This is a genomic window from Arthrobacter koreensis (genome assembly GCF_035792275.1).
Lineage (GTDB): Bacteria > Actinomycetota > Actinomycetes > Actinomycetales > Micrococcaceae > Arthrobacter_B > Arthrobacter_B koreensis_A.
The window spans coordinates 109940-130531 of sequence record NZ_JAMWKK010000008.1; the positions used below are offsets into that span (position 1 = coordinate 109940).

The window sequence follows — 20592 nt, forward strand, 5'->3', positions numbered from 1 at the left end:
CGTCCCGGCACTGAGGGCGCCGCCGCCCGGCAGGAAACCGGTAGAGCCCGCCAGAGACAGGAGCAGCATGTCCACCCGACGCCCGAAGGTACCCAGGCCCGCCGGCCAGCCCGGCGCAGCCCCGCGGCGCCCCGGCCCCGCGGCGGAAACCCGGGCCCCCGGTACCAGCTCCGGCGCAGCGGCTTCCCCGGATACCCGTGCCTCGGCAGCTGCGCGCCAACCGGCCCAGCCCAAGTCCGCAAAACCTGTGAAGCAGGCCAAACAGACGAAACAGCCCAGGCAGGCCAAAGCCAAGCCGGCTGACCCCTCAGAGGCACGCGCCGCAGCCCGCCAGGAACTCGCCGGGGAAATTCACCGGGACGTCCCCGCAGCGGACAATACGGCTGCTCCAACCCGAAACGAGCCCTCGCTTAAGCCCGTGCCGGCGAAGTCCTTCTCCGGCCGGCTGCTGGCCCTGGGCATCGTGATGGTTGTCATCACCGTGCTGCTCGCACCCTCGGTACGCACCTACCTGCAGCAGCGCTCCGAGATCGCGGCCCTTGAAGCCGAGATTGCCCGCGAGCAGGAGACAGGGCGGGAACTCGAAGAGACGCTTTCCCGCTGGGAGGACCCGGCTTTCATCAAGGCCCAGGCCCGGGAACGCATATTCCTGGTAATGCCGGGGGAGACCCGCTACCTGGTGAAGGGCGAAAACGGCGTGGAGGACGTCGAAGAGCAGGCCGCGGCACAGGCGCCGGAGGACCTGGAATGGGTGGATGCCCTCTGGGATTCAGTGGTCCGCTCCGCTACTGCGCCCTAACCTGCGCGCCGGGCACAGTAGGCTGGTGCATTGGAACATCATCATTTCGGGTCCGGTGCGGACCCCCAGGAAGGACCTTCCGGCATGACCCCAGAGCAGCTCACCCCGACCCAGGAAGACCTGGAGACCCTGAGCCGGCAGCTCGGAAGGCCGGTGCGCGACGTCGTCGAAATCGGGGCCCGCTGTGTCTGCGGCAACCCGCTGGTGGCTACCACCGCCCCGCGGCTCAGCAACGGCATCCCCTTCCCCACCACGTATTACCTGACGCATCCGGTCATCACCGCAGCGGTATCCCGGCTCGAGGCCGCCGGCCTCATGACCGAAATGACCGCCCGGCTGGAACAGGACCCGGAGCTCGCTGAGCGCTACCGGCAGGCGCACGAGGCCTACCTCACGGTCCGCAACGAGATCGGCGAACGCACCGGGACCGGCCCGGTTCCGGAAATCGACGGTGTCTCCGCCGGCGGCATGCCTACCCGCGTGAAGTGCCTGCACGTCCTGGTAGGCCACTCGCTGGCCGCCGGCCCCGGCGTCAACCCGCTGGGCGACGAAGCACTGGAAGCGATCTCCGAGTGGTGGACCCGTGACCGCTGCTATTGTGTGGGCGCATGGGACACCAGCAGCCCTGCACCCTCGCGTGACCTGAGCCGCCACACCAAGACCCAGGGCCTCTCTGCACAGGAACTGGACCGCAAACGGGCAGCCCGGCGTGCGGAACGGCAGGCTGAACGGCACTCGGGCGAGCAGGAGGGCAGCATGGAACAGCCAGACGAAGCAGGCGCACCGGAGGGCACTGTCCGCGTTGCCGCCGTGGACTGCGGCACCAACTCGATCCGCCTCCTGATCGCCGATGCCCGCACTGAGGACGGCGCCACCCGGCTCACCGACGTCGTGCGCCTGATGCGCATTGTCCGCCTGGGCGAAGGGGTAGACGCGACCGGACGGCTTTCCGATGCCGCGCTGGAGCGCACCTTCGCTGCCACGGACGAATACGCCGGGCTGATCCGTGAACACGGGGTGCAGAAGGTCCGCTTCGTCGCAACTTCCGCGACCCGCGACGCCGAGAACCGGAAGGAATTCACCGACGGCATCCGTGCGCGGCTGGGTGTGGAACCGGAGGTCATCTCCGGAGACGAGGAAGCCGCCCTGTCCTTCGCCGGTGCCTCAAGCGTGCTCGCCGGCGAAGCAGGAGCCCGGACCGTCGTCGTCGATCTTGGCGGCGGCTCCACCGAGTTTGTCCTGGGAATCGGCGGCGAGGTTCTCGCGGCCAAGAGCACTGACATGGGCTGCGTCCGGTTCACCGAACGCCACCTGGTCTCCGATCCGCCCACCGATGCAGAGATCGCCCTCGCACGCGGCGACATCCTCGACATGATCGCACAGGTCCTGGCCACCGTGCCGCTTTCCACAGCGGACCGGCTCATCGGTGTTGCCGGAACCATCACCACAGTCACGGCACACGCACTGAAGCTGCCGGAATATTCTTCCGAGGCTATCCACGGCACCGAGCTGAGCAGCGAAGAAGTAGACCATGCAGCTTCTTCCCTGATCCACATGAGCCGTTCAGAACGCGCGGCCCTTCCGTACATGCACCCCGGCCGGGTGGACGTGATCGGTGCAGGCGCACTGATCTGGCAGACCATCGTGGACCGCATGGAAGAGCTGACGGACGGACGCGTAGCTTCAGCCATCACGTCCGAGCACGACATCCTTGACGGCATAGCCCTGAGCGCGCTGCGGTGAGCGGGGGAGCAGAGCGGCGCCGGGGGGCCGGCGCCGGATTCAAGCGTGCGGCTGGTGCCGGGGCGTGGTCCCTCGCCGCCGTGATCCTGGTCCAGCTGGCCGTTCCCGGGGCCGCTCATGCGGATGAATGGCGGGACAAGCAGTACTGGCTCTCCGACTACGGCATTACCGAGGCCTGGAAAAAGACGCAGGGCGAGGGCGTGAAGGTCGCGGTCATCGACACCGGCATCGACACCAGCCACCCGGACCTTTCCGGCGCAGTCACCGGGGGCACGGACGTCTCAGGCGCCGGCGACCCAGCCGGAGCCCGCGGGCTGGGCGTCAACCCTGAGCACGGAACCCTGGTGGCAACGCTCCTGGGCGGACGGGGGCACGCCCCCGAGGACAAAGAAGACAACGCCGGCAAAGAGGACAAGGACGCCAAGGACGCCGAGGAATACACCGGCCCCGGCAACGGACCGGACGGCATCATGGGCGTGGCGCCCAAGGCCGAAATCCTCTCCGTGTCCGCCTGGATCGGCGGTGCCAACCCGGGCGGCATTTCGATCGACGACCAGCTGCCCAACGCCGTCCGCTGGGCCGTGGACAACGGCGCCAAGGTCATCAACATGTCCCTGGGCTCGTCCTCCACGGCGTGGCCCGAGAGCTGGGACGACGCTTTCCTCTATGCCGAACAGAACGACGTCGTCATTGTGGCGGCCGCCGGAAACCGCGGCATCGGCATGACCCAGGTGGGCGCGCCGGCAACGATCCCCGGCGTGCTGACCGTTGCCGGACTGGACCGCGAAGGACGTGCCAGCTGGGATTCGTCTTCGGAGGGCATCAGCATTGGCGTGGCAGCCCCGGCGGAGGACCTCGTGGGCGGACTGCCCGGCGGACCCTCGCGCTACGCCGAGTGGTCCGGCACCTCCGCAGCCGCGCCGCTGGTATCCGGCGTCGCGGCCCTGATCCGTTCTGCCTACCCCGAACTCACTGCCGCTCAGGTGATCAACCGCATCATCACCACGGCCAAGGACAGCGGAGCCCCCGGCCGGGACACGCTTTACGGCTACGGCATCATTGACGCAGCCGCGGCGCTGAACTCGGATGTTCCAGCAGTCGCCGGCAACCCGCTGGGAACCATTGAAGAATGGATCCGGATCCACCGCCGCGGCGAGGCGCCCGCAGGGGAACCCACCGCCCCGCCGCCCGGTGTAAGCCTTCCGGATATTCCGGAGCCCCGGGTCCCCGAAGCTGCGGACCCGCGGGCGGAGAGCGATCCGCTCCCGGCCGGACTGGTCCTCGGGTTCGGCGGGCTGATCCTCCTCGTCGGCGCCGGCGGCGCCATTGCCGTGCTGCGGGTAAAACGTTCAGCCCAGTCCGGAACGCCGGAGTCCTCCGACCCCGACCCGGGAAGTGGAAACGGAGCCGGCGAGGATGATCTTGAACACCCGGCGGCCACCGCTCCGCAGCGCTGACCGCATGCGGACGGGCCGGTTCCGGCCACGGGCGTGAAGCCCGCCCACAGGTGCGCCGCAAGGTAAAGAAATCTATGTGTGCGACTTAGTGAAGACTTTCACAAGTCGGGTAGGATGTTGCCCATGGCATCGCATACACAATTCTCTGATCGTCCCCGCGTTCTGGTGGTTGGCGGTGGTTACGTCGGTCTGTACGTAGCCAAGAACCTCCAAAAGAAGGTCAAGGCCAACGGCGGGATCGTTACGGTAGTGGATCCGCTGCCGTACATGACCTACCAGCCCTTCCTTCCCGAGGTCGCAGCCGGAACCATCAACGCGCGCAACGCCGTTGTTTCCCACCGCATGCACCTGAAGGACACCGAGCTGATCTCCGGCAAGGTCGTGGCCATCAACCACGCCACGCACACCGCAACGGTGGAGCCGGCAGACGGCGGCGCACCCTTCGAACTCAGCTACCGCGACGTCGTCATGGCCGCCGGTTCCGTGACGCGCACCTTCCCGATTCCGGGCCTCGCCGAGGTCGGCATCGGCATGAAGACCATCGAAGAAGCCGTTGAAATGCGGAACAAGGTACTTGAGCGCATCGAGACCGCTTCCCTGATGACCGACCAGGCTGCGCGTGCCCGCGCCCTGACGTTCGTCGTCGTCGGCGGCGGCTTCGCCGGCATCGAGACCATCACCGAAATCGAAGACATGGCCCGCGGCGCCGTGCGCGAAAACAACCGCCTCAAGCGGGAGGACCTGCGCTTCGTCATGATCGAAGCCATGGGCCGCGTGATGCCCGAGGTCAAGCCCGACCAGGCCGAGTGGGTTGTCTCCTCCATGCGTGAGCGCGGCATCGAAGTCCTGCTCAACACCTCCCTGGCCAGCGCCGAAGGCGGCCTGCTGAAGCTGATCAACATGGCGGACAAGTCCCCGGCCGGCGAATTCGAAGCTGACACCCTCATCTGGACCGCAGGCGTCCAGGCCAACCCGATGGTCCGCGCCACCGATTTCCCGATCGATGACCGCGGCCGCGTGCGCGCCAACGCCGAACTGCGGATCACCGGCGACGACGGCCCCCTGGAAGGTGCCTGGGCAGCCGGCGACGTTTCGGCTGTTCCCGACCTCACCGGCGGCGGCGTCGGCGGCTTCTGCGTCCCGAACGCACAGCATGCCGTGCGCCAGGCCAAGCGCCTTGCCAAGAACCTGCTTGCCGACCGCTACGGCGAGGGCCAGGTTGTTGAATACCGCCACAAGAACCTCGGTGCGGTTGCCGGCATGGGCCAGTACAAGGGCGTTGCCAACATCATGGGCTTCGGCATGAAGGGCCTTCCGGCCTGGCTGGCCCACCGCGGCTACCATGGCATGGCCATGCCGATGTTCGAGCGCAAGTTCCGCGTGGTTTCCGGCTGGGTATCGAACTTCGTCTGGGGCCGCGACTTCACGCAGCTGCTGCACCTGAAGAACCCGCGCAAGGCATTCGTGGAGGCTGCAACGCCTGCCAAGAAGCCTGCTGCAAAGTAACACCAGCGAAACTGCCATACAGCGGCGGCCGATCCGGATCCTTCCGGACGGCCGCCGCTGGCGGTTTAACGGGTCCGGCTTCGTTGGGAGCCAACCGGTTTCTGTGCTTCCGGGGCCCTCAAGTAGGCTGGTTTATGCGCTTCGAACCCGGCCAGACCGCCGTCGTTCCGGTGTGCGGGCCCCAGTAGCCCAATGGCAGAGGCAGAGGACTTAAAATCCTTGTGTTGTGGGTTCGAGTCCCACCTGGGGTACAAAGTGAACTATCTTAAACCACCGGTTTGAGCATCGTGCAACATGCCGGTCACAGGTGTGATGAGTGTTACAAGGCTGTAACCGGAAGCTCTTATCTTCGTCACATTATTCCATTAGCTTTTTCTCTTATCAGGAACACCTGATGACAGCATCAAAGGCACCCGCCTTTCGATCGGGGAGAAAAACTACATGACTGCACTTCGCAAGACCGGGCCGCTTGGCCTCGGGGATGGGTACGGCCGCGCAGCAAAGATGGCAGCACTGGGCTTGGGCGTAGCCCTGTTCGCTTCAGCCTGCGGCAGCGGCGGCGACTCCGGAACCGACTCCTCACCGTCCGAGGATTCTTCGTCAGCAGCAAACAGTTCGGTCCTTTCCTGCCCGGAGAGCCAGGGAGGAACCGGCGAGGATCCCGGAGAGAAGGGCGACCCCTCAGCGGTCCCCGCCTCCACGGGAACCACGGATACCCCGCTCAAGCTCGGGACCCTGCTGCCCACGACAGGCGCCCTCGCCTTCCTCGGCCCGCCGGAAATTGCCGGCGTCGACCTCGCCGTAGAAGAAATCAATGCAGCCGGCGGCGTCCTGGGCCAGCCGGTCGAGGTAGTGCACCGCGACTCCGGCGACACCACCACGGACATCGCCACCCAGTCCGTGACCGACCTGCTGGGCCAGGATGTAAGCGCCATTGTCGGTGCCGCTTCCTCCGGTGTCTCCAAGACTGTCATCAACCAGATCACCGGTGCCGGAGTCATCCAGTTCTCGCCGGCCAACACGTCACCGGACTTCACCGACTGGGACGACAACGGCCTGTACTGGCGCACCGCTCCCTCCGACGTTCTCCAGGGCCGGACCCTGGGCAACTACATCATGGAATGCGGCGCCCAGACCGTAGGCATGATCGTCCTTAACGATGCTTACGGCACCGGCCTGCAGTCCAACATCAAGGGCTCGGTCGAGGCAGCCGGCGGCCAGGTAGTTGCAGAATCGATGTTCAACGAAGGCGACTCGCAGTTCAGCAGCCAGGTGGACACCGTCACCGCTGCAAACCCGGACGCAATCGTGGTCATCAGCTTCGACCAGGCCAAGAGCATCGCACCGCTGCTCACCGGCAAGGGCGTTGACCCGTCGCAGATCTTCTTCGTCGACGGCAACACCTCCGACTACAGTGCCGACCTTGAGCCGGGCACGCTTGAAGGCGCCCAGGGCACCATCCCGGGCCCGTTCGCTTCGGACAACTTCAAGGACGCACTGCTGGGAGTCGACCCGGCCCTGAAGGACTGGGCCTACGCCGGCGAAAGCTACGACGCTGTGACCATGCTGGCCCTGGCGGCTGAAGCTGCAGGCAGCACCGACGGAGCCGCAATGGCCGCCGAGCTGCAGGGAGTCTCTGCTGAAGGCGAGAAGTGCTTCGACTACGCAGGCTGCGTGACCATCCTGCGCGGCGGAGGCGACATCGACTACGACGGCTACTCCGGACCGGTCAGCTTCGACGAGAACGGTGACCCGACCGAGGCTTACATCGGTATCTACCAGTTCGACGCCGACAACAAGCCGGTTCCGAGCCGCTCCGAGGTTGGCAAGCTCTAGGCAGGCCGATACACCACTATCACCACCGCACCACTCGAAGGGCCCCTGCTTCGGCAGGGGCCCTTCGCCGTGTGCCTGCAGTCGTCTCGGAGGGCGGCCAACACGTGCAGGCCAGCCGCGGACGGATGGGCGCAACGGCGGATGGACCAGGCCAGCCGCGGACGGATGGCCCGTGGTGCGGGCACGGCCCGCCCCCCCCCGCTCACCACCCGCCCCCGCCCGTTCCGGACGAGCGGCAGGTTAAAAGCGAAGTGCCCGCCCGGAGCCGAAACTCCAGGCGGGCACTGCTCTGACGATGGACTATGCCGTATCGGCGAGGGTGCCCAGGTACAGCTGGATAACCTTGGGATCCTTCATCAGCTCGCGGCCGGTACCGGTGTACGCGTCCCTGCCCTGGTCCAGCACGTACGCGCGGTCACAGATCTGCAGGCAGCGCCGGGCGTTCTGCTCCACCATGATCACCGAGACGCCGGCACGGTTGATCTCATGCACCCGCAGGAAGGTTTCATCCTGCTTGACGGGGGAGAGGCCTGCCGACGGCTCATCCAGCAGCAGCACTGCCGGTTCCATCATGAGCGCCCGGCCCATGGCAACCATCTGCCGTTCGCCGCCGGAAAGAGAGCCGGCCCGCTGGCTGCGCCGCTTCTTCAGCTCCGGGAACAGGTCCGCCACAAACTCAAAGCGTTCCTTGAAGTTCTTCGGCTGCTGGTAAAGACCCATCTGCAGGTTTTCTTCGATGGTCAGTGAAGCGAACACGTTGTTGTTCTGCGGAACGAACCCAACACCCCGGGTGACCAGCTTGTTGGCCTTGAGGCCGGTGAGGTCCTGGCCGCGCACCATGACGGTGCCGGAGTGGACCTTCACCAGGCCGAACATGGCCTTCAGCAGCGTGGACTTGCCCGCACCGTTCGGGCCGATGATTCCAATCAGCTCACCGCGGCGGGCTTCGATCGAACACCCGTTGAGGATGTTGACACCGGGAATGTAGCCGGCCACCAGATCGGTGACCTTGACGACCGAGTCGCCCTCGAAATTCTCAGCAGTCATGCCATGTCCTTACGTTCCTGGATCGTCACGGGGGCCAGCCCCTCACCGCCCTGAATATCTGAATCCGGATCCTTCTCCAGAACCGCTTCCAGCTTCTCGAAGCCTTCGGAGTCGCCGAGGTCCACATCATGGTGTGCACCGAGGTACGCATCGATCACGGCCTGGTCCTTCATGACCTCGGCAGGCGGCCCCTCGGCCACTACCTTGCCTTCGGCCATCACGATCACCCAGTCTGCGATGTGGCGGACCATATGCATGTCGTGTTCCACGAACAGGACAGTCATTCCTTCGGCCTTCAGGTTCTTGATGTGGTCCAGCAGGGACTGCGTGAGCGCCGGATTAACGCCTGCCATCGGCTCGTCGAGCATGACCAGCTTGGGATTGACCATCAGTGCCCGCGCCATTTCCAGCAGCTTGCGCTGGCCTCCGGAAAGCGAGGCTGCGTAGTCGCTGCGCTTGGCATCGAGCTTGAACTTGGCCAGCAGGGCATCGGCCTGTTCGGTTATCTCGTTCTCGCGCTTCTTCCACAGCGGCCGGAACAATGCCCGGCGAAGGGCCTCGCCGGGCTGCTCGCTGGCGCCGAGGCGCATGTTCTCCAGCACCGTCAGCTTGCCCATGACCTTGGTCAGCTGGAAGGTCCGGACCATGCCCATCCGGGCCACCTTGTAGGCCGAAACACCCGCGAGGTCACGGTCCTCGAACTTCCATTCCCCGGACTGCGGGGTGTCGAATCCGGTGAGCAGGTTGAACAGCGTGGTCTTGCCTGCGCCGTTGGGACCAATCAGGGCCGTGATCTTGTTCCGCGGAATCTCCACGTGCTCGACGTCGACGGCGTTGATACCGCCGTAGGTGCGGGTCACGTTGGAGGCAACCAGGATTGGATCGCGTTTGCGGCAGCCGGGGCCGATGGCATCGGCGGCGATCGGCCGGTCATCCGTCATGTACTTGTTGCCTGCCCAGCTGGTCTGCTGGTCAGTCTCCGCCGGCGCTGCCCCGGCCGGCACGGTTTCCACTGCCGGCTCAGCCGCGTGGGCACCGGGACGGCGCGGCGGCTGCGGGCTTTCTGCTTGATGGCTCATGCGAATGACAGCTCCTTCTTATTGCCCAGCACGCCCTGCGGCCGGAAAATCATCAGCAGCATGAGGGCTACACCTACAAGGATGTAACGCAGCTGCCCGGCCTGGGTAGTGTTCAGGAAGGTGATGGCCCCGGACTCGATTGCCCCGTAGAGCAGGCCCTGGGTCAGGGAGAGCACAGCCCAGAAGATCATGGCGCCGATCACCGGACCGAGCACCGTGGACATTCCGCCGAGCAGCAGCGCCGTGTACAGGAAGAACGTGAGCTCAGTGCCGTAGTTCGCCGGCTGCACCGCACCGCGGGGGAGCGTGAAGATGATGCCTGCCAGCGAACCGAGCATGCCGCCGATGATCAGTGCCTGCATCTTGTAGGCGTAGACGTTCTTGCCCAGCGAGCGGACGGCGTTTTCATCCTCGCGGATGCCCTTGACCACGCGGCCCCAGGGGCTGCGGACCAGCAGCCAGATCACCAGGCAGGCCAGCGCGACGACGCTCCAGGCAACGACGCGGATCCAGAGATCCCGTTCGTTCAGGCTGAACGGGCCCAGGTTGTACTGCCCGGGCGCGAACGGGTTGAGCGAGTAGAAGCCGCCCTCGAAAGCCGCCAGGCCGTTGGCCGACCCGGTGACTTCCGTCAGGCCGTTGGTAGTCACCACGTAGCGGATGATTTCCGCGGCGGCGATGGTCACGATTGCCAGGTAGTCCGCCCGCAGGCGCAGGGTTGGCAGGCCCAGGAGCACCGCAAACGCGACGGATGCAAGCATCGCGATCAGCAGGGCAACGGGGAGGGGAGCGTTGAAGCTCAGGGTGGGAATGGCGAAGCCGTAGGCGCCAATCGCCATGAAGCCGGCCTGGCCGAAGTTCAGCAGGCCGGTGTAGCCGAAGTGCACGGCGAGCCCGAGGGCTGCCAGGGCATAGGCCGCGGTGGTGGGTGTGAAGAATTCGTTGACTGCACCCAGCAGGATGTTTCCAAAGTCCATGTCGAGGCCCCTAACCTATGCGCTCTCGGCGGCCGAGGATACCCTGCGGCCGAACCAGGAGGACGAGAATCATGATGAGCAGCGCGCCGACGTACTTCAGGTCCGCCTCGAGCCAGAGGGTGGAGATCTCCACGAAAAGTCCCACGATGATCGAACCGATGAGTGCACCGAAGACCGTCCCAAGTCCGCCCAGGGTGACTGAAGCGAAGATCAGCAGCAGGATCTGCTGGCCCATGTTGAAGGAAACCCCTGGGCGGTAGTAGGCCCAGAGGATGCCGCCCAGGGCAGCCAGCGCCCCGCCGGCCATCCAGACAATGCGGATCACACGGTCGACGTCGATGCCCGAGGCGGCTGCCAGCGGCGGGTTGTCGGCAACGGCACGGGTGGCCTTGCCGATCCGGGTGCGCAGCAGCAGCGCGGCAACGATCAGGATGACCACCAGGGAGACAGCCAGGGAAACCAGGTTGTTCCGGGAAATCGAGACAGGGCCAAGCTCCAGCATGGGGCTCTGCGAATCCGGCAGCTGCTGGGTAGCTCCGCCGAAGAAGAAGAGGATGGTGTAGCGCAGAGCCAGTGCCAGGCCGATGCTCACGATCATCATGGGGACCAGGCCCGTTCCGCGCTTGCGCAGCGGTTTCCACAACCCGGCGTCCTGCACATAGCCAAGGCCTGCGCCGCCGACCACCGCCAGTATCAGCGCCAGCCAGAGCGGCAGGCCAAGGGCGGAGAAGCCGAACGCCAGCACTGCGCCGAAGGTGACCATCTCGCCGTGGGCGAAGTTGGTGAGTCCGGTCGTGCCGAAAATCAGGGAAAGGCCGACGGCGCTAAGCGCCAGAAGCAGCCCAAAGCTCAGTCCGGCGACCGCACGCTCTACGAGCTTGGTGCCGAAGGTATCACCCTGCAGGACGATGCCTTCGCCCAGGAGGAACAGCGTGGTGATGTTCGAGGTGCCGGCAAAAGTGACGGTACGTGGATTCTGCTGGCCCTCGGCCAGGGCCACGCCTTCGGGGAGCGTGGATTCATCCAGTTCGACCTCGAAGGCACCCTGCTCAGGGACCCCGATGGACCAGGAGCCGTTCTCGGCGGTTTCAGTTTCGGCTTCATAGCCGTTGCCGCTTGCCTTGATGGTGACGCCGGCAACCGGTGAACCTTCGTTTCGCAGGACACCGCTGATGCGGTCTTGGTACTCGGCGCCGTCGGTCACTTCGTCCCCGGAACTGCCGGAGTCCTGCGCTGTTGCTTCGGTACTGCTCTCCGGGGCCGGGGATTCCGACGCCGGGGGTGGAGCTGTCGTTGCATGCACGGCTGGAGCGGCAAGCAGCAGGCCGGCAAAAATGCCTAGCACCGCCGCGAGCATCCCCATATACCGGGCGAGTGCCGATATTCTTCCCAAAGTGAATTACCTCCGCCGGGGGTATATATGCGCCGGTTTTCGACGCATTTTATATGTGACCTTTGTGATGTCGGTCACGAATGGTGATCATGCTACCCGGCGATTGTTTCGGTGGGGTGACACAATGTGCGAGGTTGTGTCGCGATCATGTAACGACTCCGCCGGGTGCTTCATTATGGAAGTCCCCGGCCCGTTTTGGCCCCACTGCGTACCAAACCGTTACCAAAAGCGCTGGCCCGCCCCGGAATCATCCGGACCGTCCGTACGTTCACATTGGTAGGCTGATCTTTAACCAAGCCCCCCCAAGACGGAGGACACTTTCATGGCACTAGGCGGCAACCCGGTTTTCAACGGAAAGAATTTCCGTTCCCAAACCCGCGGCGGAGCGCCCACCGTTCCTGCAGGCGGTCCCTTCGCGGGCCAGGACCCAATGAGCCCGCAGGACCTGCAGAACCTTTACTCAGCACCAGCGGCCGGTCCGCGGGAGACGGGCCGGATGACGTACGACGACGTCATCATGAAGACCCTCGGCTGCCTGGCAGTAGTTCTGCTGGGTGCTGCGATCCCGGTCTTCGTACTGCCCGGTGCGGCCGGCCTGCTGATGATTGTCGGCGCGCTTGGCGGTTTTGTCCTGGGACTGGTCAACGCCTTCAAGCGTGAGCCGGTTCCTGCCCTGATCCTTGGCTATGCACTTCTCGAAGGCATGTTCCTCGGCGCCCTGACCGCGGTACTGGACGCAATGTACCCGGGCATCGGCCTGCAGGCCGTCGTCGGTACGCTGGCAGTCTTTGCTGTAACCCTTGTCCTGTTCAGGAGCGGCAAGGTCCGTGCAACGCCCAAGGCGATGCGCTTCTTCATGATCGCGATCATTGGCTACGCGGTGTTCTCGCTGGTCAACGTGGGACTGATGATCTTCGGCGTTGTCGATGACCCCTGGGGTGTCCGTGGCGTGGAGATCGCCGGCATCCCGCTGGGCATCATCATTGGCCTGCTGGCCGTGGGCCTGGCCGCCTTCTCCCTGATCATGGACTTCACCTCCATTGAGCAGGGCGTCAAGGCCGGTGCGCCGCAGCGCTACTCCTGGACCGCCGCCTTCGGCCTGACCGTGACCCTGGTCTGGCTGTACGTAGAAATCATCCGCATCCTGGCCATCCTGCGCGGCGACGACTAACGCAGCAGCCAGGCCGGATAACGGCAACGGCAGAGGGACCGCAGCGCGGAAGCTGCGGTCCCTCCGCTGTTTAAGCCGATTCCGCTTCTGCGGGCAGCTGAGGATCCGTACCATCGGGACTCACTGATCGAGGGGGAATCGTGACTGAGGTGAATCCGCAGCCTGCCGCCGCCTTCCAGGAGCTGTTGCTGGGAGCCGAAGAACTGCAGGCCTATCTGTCCGAACTGGCCGTGCTGACGCTCACCCTGCTGGGCAGCCAGGTGCTGGGCTGCTCGGTGCTCATAGACCGTCCGCGCCGGACCCGGGCCGAAGGACACAGTGACGACCGCGCCGCCAGGATGGCACAGCCGGTGTTCACCGAAACAGGACCCGGGACGGAGGCCATCTCCACCGGAACGTCAGTTGTGGTGACGGACGCCTGGACCGAGCGGCGCTGGCACGGGTTCCCGGGGACCAGCGCCGAAGACGGCGTCCGCAGCCTGGCTGCTGTCCCGCTTGCGCTGGAAGGGACAGCGCGCGGTGCCTTTTGCGCCTATTCGCCCCGGCCACACCTGTTCCAGCCCCGGATACTGCGGATGGTGGAACGGACGGCCCTGGAAGCCTCGCGCACGCTGCGGCTGGCGCTCCGGATCGATGCGCACCTGAACCGGGCCCGGAACCTGCAGGCCGCACTTGAATCCCGGACGGTGGTGGACATAGCCGTGGGCATCATCATGGCCCAGAACAGCTGCAGCCAGGAGACGGCAGTGGAGATCCTGCGCAGCGTCTCGAACACCCGCAACATCAAGATCCGCACCGTTGCGGCCGGGGTGGTGGCAGCGGTCAGCGACCGGGTCAGGACACACTTCGAGGAATGAGGGCCGCCCTCGCCGGAGAGAGCAGTGCCGGGTCTAGGCTTAGAGGATGACTTTTGGGACCAGGGACACAGCCCGTCCGGCGACGGGTACTCAGTACCGCCTTGAAAAAGGAAACGCAGCGGCCGTCGTCGCCTCACTGGGCGGGGCCCTGCGCAGCTACACGGCAGCGGGCACACAGCTGGTTGAAACCTATGCGGACGAGAGCATTCCGCCGTCGGCTGCCGGAATCCTGCTGGCGCCGTGGGCCAACCGGATTGCCGGCGCGCGCTGGGAACTGGACGGGCAGGAGCAGCAGCTGGACGTCACGGAACCGAAGCTGCAGAACGCGATCCACGGACTGCTGCGGAACACGGGATACACGGCAGTTGAGCACACGCCGGATTCGGTTGTGCTCAGCGCCGAGATCTTCCCACAGCACGGCTACCCGTTCCACCTCGTCCACGAGGTGCGCTACAGCCTGGACGACGACGGCGGACTGCGGGTCCGGCAGTCCCTGGCCAATGCCGGCACGGGCAGGGCACCGTTCGCACTCGGCGCCCATCCCTTCCTTCGCCTGGGAGAGGTGCCCAGCGAGGACCTGACCCTCCGGGTCGATGCCGCCTCCCGCCTGAGTACCGATGCCGCCCTGATCCCCACCGAAAAGGTCAACGTCAGCGGTGCCGACGATCTCCGTCCCGGCCGGCGGGTAGGGGACCTGGACCTCGACGCGGCCTTTACGGATCTGACCGCACGCGAAGGACTCTTCCGGCATCAGCTCAGCGCCCCCGACGGCCGCAGCGTACAGCTCTGGGCCGAACAGGACTTTGGCTACGTGCATGTCTTCGTCACGGACAAGTTCCCGGGACGGGACTGCGCCGTGGCGATCGAGCCCATGACGGCCCCGGCAAACTGCTTCAATTCCGGCGATGGACTGCGCTGGCTGGAGCCGGGCGAACGGTTCAGCGCCGAGTGGGGAATCCTGGCTGTCCTCTGAGCTGGAGCCAGCGTAAAGGTCAGGGAATGACCAGTTGAATATGGAAAGATGAGCCCATGAGACCACATGCGCGCAAAGTTGCCGCGCCCAAGGCCGTGCAGGCCGCCGCGGTGCGCTCTCACCGTGCAGGCGACGACGTTCCGTACGCGCTGCGTGTCAGCGCCTCCTGGGCCTGGCGGCTCGGCGTCGTACTGGTTGTCGGCGCGGGACTGGTGTGGCTGCTGGCCCACTTCTCCCTCCTGATCATTCCTCTGATGATCGCCGCGCTGCTGGCAGGCCTGCTGGCGCCGGTCAGCTCATGGCTGCGGCGGAACAAAGTGCCCTCCGGACTGGCTGTCGCCGTCACAATCGTCTCTTTCCTGGGCCTGATCGTTGCCGCGCTGACCCTGGTAGGCCGGCAGCTGGCCCTTGGCTTCCGCGACCTCTGGGACGAGGTCATCACAGGTTTCGACCAGATCCAGGGCTGGCTCGCAGACGGCCCGCTGCGGGTCACCTCCACCCAGATCGACAGCCTGCTCAATGAGGCGACCTCGGCGCTGCAGGACAACACAGCCAGCATCCTCTCCGGGGCTGTCAGTGTCGGTACCAGCGCCGGGCACTTTGCCGCCGGAATCCTGCTGACACTGTTCGCGCTGGTCTTCTTCCTGCTCGACGGACGGAAGATCTGGCGGTTCACCGTGGGCCTGATGCCGCAGCGGGCACGGCCGGCTGCCTTTGGCGCAGGAATCCGCGGCTGGGAATCCATGACCAACTATGTCCGGGTGCAGATGGTGGTCGCGTTCATCGACGCGGTCGGCATTGGCGGCGGTGCGGCGCTGATCGGGGTGCCGCTGGCACTTCCCCTCGCCGTGCTGGTGTTCCTCGGCTCCTTCATCCCGCTGATCGGCGCGTTCGTGACCGGCGGTATCGCCGTGCTGCTCGCGCTGGTCGCCAACGGCTGGCCCAACGCCGTCTTCATGCTCATCATCGTGCTCGTGGTGCAGCAGATCGAATCCCATATCCTTCAGCCGCTGATCATGGGCAAGGCCGTATCCCTGCATCCCCTGGCCGTGATCCTGGCCGTCACCGGAGGCAGCCTCGTGGCAGGCATTCCCGGCGCGCTCTTCGCGGTTCCCCTCATGGCGATCCTGAATGCCACCGTGCGCTACATTGCCGGCCGGCAGTGGGAACACGACCCGATGCTCAGCCGGGACAGCGAATTCGGGCCGCCGGGCACCGCACCGCCGGAAGACGACGACGAAGACGAATACCCCGAGAGCCTCACCTCCGGCGCAGGCCAGGACAAAGAACCCACCGCAACCAAAGAAGAGAACCCACGTTGACCGATTCACCCCAGCTGCCAGTAACCCTTGACGATATCCAGGCCGCCGCAAAGCTGCTGGACGGGGTTATTGCCCACACTCCCATTGAGCAGTCCCGGGCGCTGGGCAGGCTCACCGGGTCCGAGGTATTCCTCAAGTGCGAGAATCTGCAGCGTGCCGGATCCTTCAAGGTGCGCGGCGCCTACGTGCGGATGGCCAAGCTCAGCGAGGAACAGAAGGCACGCGGCGTGGTCGCGGCGTCGGCCGGCAACCATGCGCAGGGCGTCGCCGTTGCCGCTGCACGGCTGGGCATCAAGGCCCGGATCTTCATGCCGCTGGGCGTTGCCCTGCCGAAGCTCGCCGCCACGCAGGGCCACGGCGCGGAGGTGGTGCTGCACGGGCACAACGTGGATGAGGCGCTGGCTGAAGCACAGCGCTACGCGGATGAAACCGGTGCAGTGTTCGTGCACCCCTTCGACAACGTGGACATCGTGGCGGGGCAGGGAACACTGGGCCTGGAACTGCTGGAGCAGATCCCGGACCTGGACACGGTGCTGATGGGCGTCGGCGGGGGCGGGCTGCTGGCCGGGGTCGCCGTCGCTATTAAGGAACGGGCCCGCGAACTGGGCCGGGAAGTAAAGATCATCGGCGTCCAGGCAGAGAATGCCGCTGCCTACCCGCCCTCCCTGGCGGCAGACGCACTGGTGCCGCTCAGCAAGGTCTCAACCATCGCCGACGGCATTGCCGTCGGGCGGCCGGGACAGCTGCCGTTCTCGATCATCAAGGAACTGGTCGACGACGTCGTCACCGTCAGCGAGGATTCGCTGGCCCGTGCCCTGATCTTCCTGCTGGAGCGGGCCAAACTGGTGGTCGAACCCGCCGGTGCGGTCGGCGTCGCAGCACTGCTTGACGGAAAAATCCAGAACCCGGGCACCACTGCCGTCATCCTCTCCGGCGGAAACATCGATCCGATGCTTATGCTGAAGGTTATCCAGCGCGGCCTCGCGGCCGCCGGCCGCTACCTGGTTGTGCGGATGCTGCTGGACGACCGTCCGGGCTCACTGGCCACAATTTCGCGGATCATCGCCGAATCCGACGCCAACGTCACCGGAGTGGACCACACCAGGGTTGGAGGATCGATCAGCATGGGCGACGTAGCAATCACCATCAACATGGAGACCAAGGGGCACGAACACTGCGAGAAGGTGCTGCAGAACCTGCGCGCCGAAGGTTTCCAGCCAGTAGTCCTTCACGGCTAAGCCATGAAGCAGCGGGCGAAGAGCGCACTGGTTGTTGCGGCCTGCTTTACGGCGGGCCTGTGGATCATCTACTTGCTGACCCTGCCCTTCCAGGCCACGCTGCTGCCGGATCTGGGGATTCTTCCCCGGCAGCTGGACGGACTGGACGGGATCGTGTTTTCCCCGCTGCTGCACGCCGGCACGGGGCATTTGATCAGCAACTCCCTGCCGCTGCTGGTGTTCGCATTCCTGGTGCTGCTGGAAGGGCTGCGCCGGTTCGCGGCCGTGCTGGCCATCTGCTGGCTGGCGTCCGGAGTGGGCGTGTGGCTGTTCGGCGGGGGACTGACCATAGGAGTTTCCGGCGTCGTCTTCGGGCTGTTCGCCTACCTGATGGTTCGCGGCTTCTACAACCGGGACCTGATCCAGATCCTGCTGGGCGGGCTGCTCTTCCTCATCTACGGTTCGCTGCTGTGGGGCGTACTGCCCACAGCCGCAGGGGTGTCCTGGCAGTCGCACCTCTTTGGTGCTGCCGGGGGAGTGGCCGCCGCGATCCTGCTGCGGCGGAAGGACCCGTCCCCGGAAAGCAGGAACGGGCCCGCCGGCTGGCGGACCCGTTCCTAAAAGCCGGCCTGGCTATCCGGCGTACGGAGTTGCGGAGACAATCTCCACGGTGATGCTCTTGCCGTTAGGCGCCGTGTACGACGTCGATTCACCGGCACGCAGGCCGTTGATCGCGGCGCCCAGCGGCGACTTTTCGCTGTAGACGTCAATGTCGCTGTCGCCGGCGATCTCGCGGCTGCCGAGCAGGAACCGCTCCAGGTCGCCGGCAATCCTGGCTTCAACCAGCATGCCGGGTTCAACCACTCCGTCATCCGCCGGTGCTTCGCCGACGTGCGCGTTCTCAAGGAGTTGGGTCAGCTGGCGGATGCGGGCTTCAGCCTTGCCCTGCTCCTCCTTGGCGGCGTGGTAGCCGCCGTTCTCCTTCAAGTCGCCTTCGGACCGTGCCTGTTCGATTCGTGCAACGATTTCGCTCCGGCCCGGGCCGGAAAGGTGGTCCAGCTCCGCCTTCAGGCGGTCGTAAGACTCTTGCGTGAGCCAGGCGACAGATGCGCTGTTGGTAGACACGGGTCTCTCCTTATATGACATCCGAACCCATGGAACAGGTTCGGCTTGGCTGAAATTGCTGTGAGGCCGGACGGCCTTACAAGCAAAGACCCCGCCGGACGGTGACCGGTTTGCTCGGATTTCATCCGGCGATCACCTGGGCGGGGCATAACGTAGCCTCCATACTAGTCAGCAGGAGGCACAAACCCAAGACATGGGGGCCGGGTTTCTCCGGCGGCCGTTTTTCACGGCGTAAGACCTAGGAGTCCTGCTCCACAATCCAGCACGCGTTGACACCGCCGGTGACTCCCAGGGAATCGGTGCGGACGGAGGTGCTCAGCGACACCGTGGGATCCTCCGACGGCGGAATCCGTACCGTCTTCCAGCCCACGACGGCGTAGCTGTCGCTCAGGACCTGGACCGCGCAGTCCACGGTGGAGTCAGCGGGCCGGGTGACGTTAAAGTCGACGACGGCGGAGGCGGCGTCCGGGATCTCGAACCCTACGTCCTTCGACGTCAGCGTGCCGGCGCCGGAGGGGATGGCCATGAAGATCACGGCACCAACTGCCGCAGCCCCGGCGAGGGAGCCCAGGACTATCTTGGTCCGGGCACTGAGGCCCGGCTTGGGTGCGCCGTACCGATTGGCTAATCTTGTCTCGGATGACAGAGAGTCCGCGGGGCGCTCGGGACCCGGTGTGCCGGCGGAGTCGTCTCCGGTGCTGTCCCCGGTGTTGTCCCGCTTGTTGTCCTCAGTGCTCACTGTTTCAGTTTATCGAACATTCTTGTCGGCGTTTTTCGCCGGCTGTCAGGAGTAGCCGCGTTGTCCAGCGAAACCAATTCAGTGCCCGGAGAACTGCGCCTGCTGGCGGTTCACGCCCACCCCGATGACGAGGCGAGCAAGGGCGCAGCGACCATGGCCGCCTATGCGGCCCAGGGCGTCCGCGTGATGGTCGCCACCTGCACGGGCGGAGAGCGCGGAGACGTACTCAATCCCGCCGCAGCAGATATTCCCGCGGCCAAGCGGGACCTGGCAGGCCTGCGGCGCAGTGAAATGGCGGCGTCCCAGGCCGCACTGGGCATTGAGCACCGCTGGCTGGGCTTCATGGATTCCGGCCTGCCCGAAGGCGACCCGCTGCCGGAACTGCCGGCAGGCTGCTTCGCCCTGCGCCCGCTTGAGACTGCTGCAGCTCCGCTGGTGAAGCTGGTCAGGGAGTTCCGTCCCCACGTGATTGTCAGCTACGACGAAAACGGCGGCTACCCCCACCCGGACCACATCATGGCGCACAAGGTTGCGGTGGAAGCCTTCCACGCAGCCGGTGACGCGGAAAAGTACCCGGGCACCGGGGAACCCTGGGAACCCCTGAAGCTCTACTACGACCGCGGGTTCAACCCGGAACGTTTCCGTGCCCTGCATGAGGCGCTGACGGCGGCCGGGCTGGAGTCTCCCTACGCCGAGCGCCTGGCTGCCTGGCTTGAAGCAGACACCGAGGGTCACCAGCCGCCCGCTCCGCTTCACCCCACCACCACGCAGGTTGAATGCGGCGAGTACTTCCCGGTGCGTGACGAAGCCCTGAAGGCCCATCGCACGCAGGTGGACCCCGAAGGTTTCTTCTTCGCCGTCAGCACCGACATGCAGCGCAGGGTATGGCCCTGGGAAGACTATTCGCTGATTGAATCCCGGGTCCCGTCACAGGTCCCTGAAAACGACCTCTTCGCTGGCATACGATAGAGGGTAGATCCGGTGCCCTGTGCGCCGACTTCTGCCAAGAGAGAGAAACTTCGTGAACCTGCTGTACAGCCTGACCCTGACTGTCACCAACCCCATTGAGGGCGACCTGAAGCCCGGCCTTGAGGAAGGGGACATCACTCCCGGCCTGCTGGGCTTCCTGGCAACGCTGTTCCTGGCGCTGTGCGTAGTGTTCCTGATCCGGGACATGGTCAAGCGGATCCGGCGGGTCCGGTACCGCTCCCAGGTGACCGGCGAAGCTGACGGAACGGACGCTGAGGCGTCCGCCGGTGATGAAGCTGCAGAGGATGCGGCCCTCGACGCCGCTGAGAAGACGGACCACGCCGGCCCCCGGCCCTCGAGCTCCAACCCGGCAGGATAGCGG

General features: G+C 65.5%; 19 protein-coding genes and 1 tRNA gene. 14 read left to right on the top strand and 6 right to left on the bottom strand.

Annotated elements, in window-relative coordinates; genetic code table 11:
* Nucleotides 1-67: 67 nt before the first annotated feature.
* From NGB94_RS09900 to NGB94_RS09925, 6 genes are all read left to right on the top strand, one after another.
* Complete coding sequence (locus tag NGB94_RS09900) at nucleotides 68-799, top strand: septum formation initiator family protein (protein WP_325790448.1); 732 nt, start codon at nucleotides 68-70, stop codon at nucleotides 797-799.
* An 84-nt stretch (nucleotides 800-883) separates the two neighbouring features.
* A complete protein-coding gene (locus NGB94_RS09905) occupies nucleotides 884-2542 on the top strand; it encodes a DUF501 domain-containing protein (protein WP_325790449.1) in 1659 nt (552 codons plus the stop codon).
* Nucleotides 2539-3999, top strand: coding sequence for a S8 family serine peptidase (locus NGB94_RS09910; RefSeq protein WP_418910637.1), 1461 nt, complete (start codon nucleotides 2539-2541; stop codon nucleotides 3997-3999). The genes NGB94_RS09905 and NGB94_RS09910 overlap by 4 nt, the downstream gene beginning before the upstream one ends.
* Before the next feature lie 123 nt (nucleotides 4000-4122).
* Nucleotides 4123-5505, top strand: a complete 1383-nt coding sequence (locus tag NGB94_RS09915; RefSeq protein ID WP_325790450.1) for an NAD(P)/FAD-dependent oxidoreductase — start codon at nucleotides 4123-4125, stop codon at nucleotides 5503-5505.
* Between the two features lie 178 nt (nucleotides 5506-5683).
* Nucleotides 5684-5756: transfer RNA gene (locus NGB94_RS09920), tRNA-Leu, on the top strand.
* 190 nt (nucleotides 5757-5946) lie between these two features.
* A complete protein-coding gene (locus NGB94_RS09925) occupies nucleotides 5947-7341 on the top strand; it encodes an ABC transporter substrate-binding protein (RefSeq protein ID WP_325790451.1) in 1395 nt (464 codons plus the stop codon).
* A 300-nt stretch (nucleotides 7342-7641) separates the two neighbouring features.
* On the opposite strand, the gene NGB94_RS09930 is transcribed toward NGB94_RS09925, so the two are convergent.
* The 4 genes from NGB94_RS09930 to NGB94_RS09945 form a co-directional block, all read right to left on the bottom strand.
* On the bottom strand, nucleotides 7642-8388 hold the full coding sequence (locus tag NGB94_RS09930) for an ABC transporter ATP-binding protein (RefSeq protein WP_325790453.1): 747 nt from the start codon (nucleotides 8386-8388) through the stop codon (nucleotides 7642-7644).
* Nucleotides 8385-9329, bottom strand: a complete 945-nt coding sequence (locus tag NGB94_RS09935) for an ABC transporter ATP-binding protein (protein WP_325790507.1) — start codon at nucleotides 9327-9329, stop codon at nucleotides 8385-8387. The genes NGB94_RS09930 and NGB94_RS09935 overlap by 4 nt, the downstream gene beginning before the upstream one ends.
* A 134-nt stretch (nucleotides 9330-9463) precedes the next feature.
* Nucleotides 9464-10444 carry a branched-chain amino acid ABC transporter permease gene (locus tag NGB94_RS09940; RefSeq protein ID WP_154578574.1) on the bottom strand — a complete coding sequence of 327 codons (981 nt, stop codon included), beginning with the start codon at nucleotides 10442-10444 and terminating at the stop codon, nucleotides 9464-9466.
* A gap of 10 nt (nucleotides 10445-10454) precedes the next feature.
* Nucleotides 10455-11807 (bottom strand): branched-chain amino acid ABC transporter permease, encoded by a 1353-nt coding sequence (locus NGB94_RS09945; protein WP_325790508.1) that lies wholly within the window; start codon nucleotides 11805-11807, stop codon nucleotides 10455-10457.
* A gap of 352 nt (nucleotides 11808-12159) precedes the next feature.
* On the opposite strand from NGB94_RS09945, the gene NGB94_RS09950 reads away from it, so the two are divergent.
* The 6 genes from NGB94_RS09950 to NGB94_RS09975 all read left to right on the top strand — a co-directional run bounded on the left by NGB94_RS09950 (nucleotide 12160) and on the right by NGB94_RS09975 (nucleotide 17998).
* Complete coding sequence (locus NGB94_RS09950) at nucleotides 12160-13008, top strand: Bax inhibitor-1/YccA family protein (RefSeq protein WP_325790454.1); 849 nt, start codon at nucleotides 12160-12162, stop codon at nucleotides 13006-13008.
* A 140-nt stretch (nucleotides 13009-13148) separates the two neighbouring features.
* The gene (locus tag NGB94_RS09955) at nucleotides 13149-13865 is read left to right on the top strand and encodes a GAF and ANTAR domain-containing protein (RefSeq protein ID WP_325790455.1); all 717 of its coding nucleotides are present in this window, start codon (nucleotides 13149-13151) and stop codon (nucleotides 13863-13865) included.
* 46 nt (nucleotides 13866-13911) lie between these two features.
* Nucleotides 13912-14838, top strand: coding sequence for an aldose 1-epimerase family protein (locus NGB94_RS09960; protein WP_325790456.1), 927 nt, complete (start codon nucleotides 13912-13914; stop codon nucleotides 14836-14838).
* Nucleotides 14839-14894: 56 nt separating this feature from the next.
* On the top strand, nucleotides 14895-16160 hold the full coding sequence (locus NGB94_RS09965; RefSeq protein WP_325790457.1) for an AI-2E family transporter: 1266 nt from the start codon (nucleotides 14895-14897) through the stop codon (nucleotides 16158-16160).
* Nucleotides 16157-17398: a threonine ammonia-lyase gene (gene ilvA, locus NGB94_RS09970; RefSeq protein WP_325790458.1), complete on the top strand. Its 1242-nt coding sequence runs from the start codon at nucleotides 16157-16159 to the stop codon at nucleotides 17396-17398. Before NGB94_RS09965 ends, ilvA begins: the two co-directional genes overlap by 4 nt.
* 3 nt (nucleotides 17399-17401) lie before the next feature.
* On the top strand, nucleotides 17402-17998 hold the full coding sequence (locus NGB94_RS09975) for a rhomboid family intramembrane serine protease (RefSeq protein WP_325790459.1): 597 nt from the start codon (nucleotides 17402-17404) through the stop codon (nucleotides 17996-17998).
* A 12-nt stretch (nucleotides 17999-18010) separates the two neighbouring features.
* Here NGB94_RS09975 and greA read toward each other — a convergent pair whose 3' ends face one another.
* Nucleotides 18011-18502 (bottom strand): transcription elongation factor GreA, encoded by a 492-nt coding sequence (gene greA / locus NGB94_RS09980; protein WP_325790460.1) that lies wholly within the window; start codon nucleotides 18500-18502, stop codon nucleotides 18011-18013.
* A 238-nt stretch (nucleotides 18503-18740) separates the two neighbouring features.
* Nucleotides 18741-19241 carry a DUF4307 domain-containing protein gene (locus tag NGB94_RS09985; RefSeq protein ID WP_325790461.1) on the bottom strand — a complete coding sequence of 167 codons (501 nt, stop codon included), beginning with the start codon at nucleotides 19239-19241 and terminating at the stop codon, nucleotides 18741-18743.
* Between the two features lie 60 nt (nucleotides 19242-19301).
* Between NGB94_RS09985 and mca the strand changes: the two genes are divergently transcribed.
* Nucleotides 19302-20210, top strand: a complete 909-nt coding sequence (gene mca, locus NGB94_RS09990; protein WP_325790462.1) for a mycothiol conjugate amidase Mca — start codon at nucleotides 19302-19304, stop codon at nucleotides 20208-20210.
* 52 nt (nucleotides 20211-20262) lie between these two features.
* Nucleotides 20263-20589, top strand: coding sequence for a hypothetical protein (locus NGB94_RS09995; RefSeq protein WP_325790463.1), 327 nt, complete (start codon nucleotides 20263-20265; stop codon nucleotides 20587-20589).
* Nucleotides 20590-20592 lie beyond the last annotated feature (3 nt).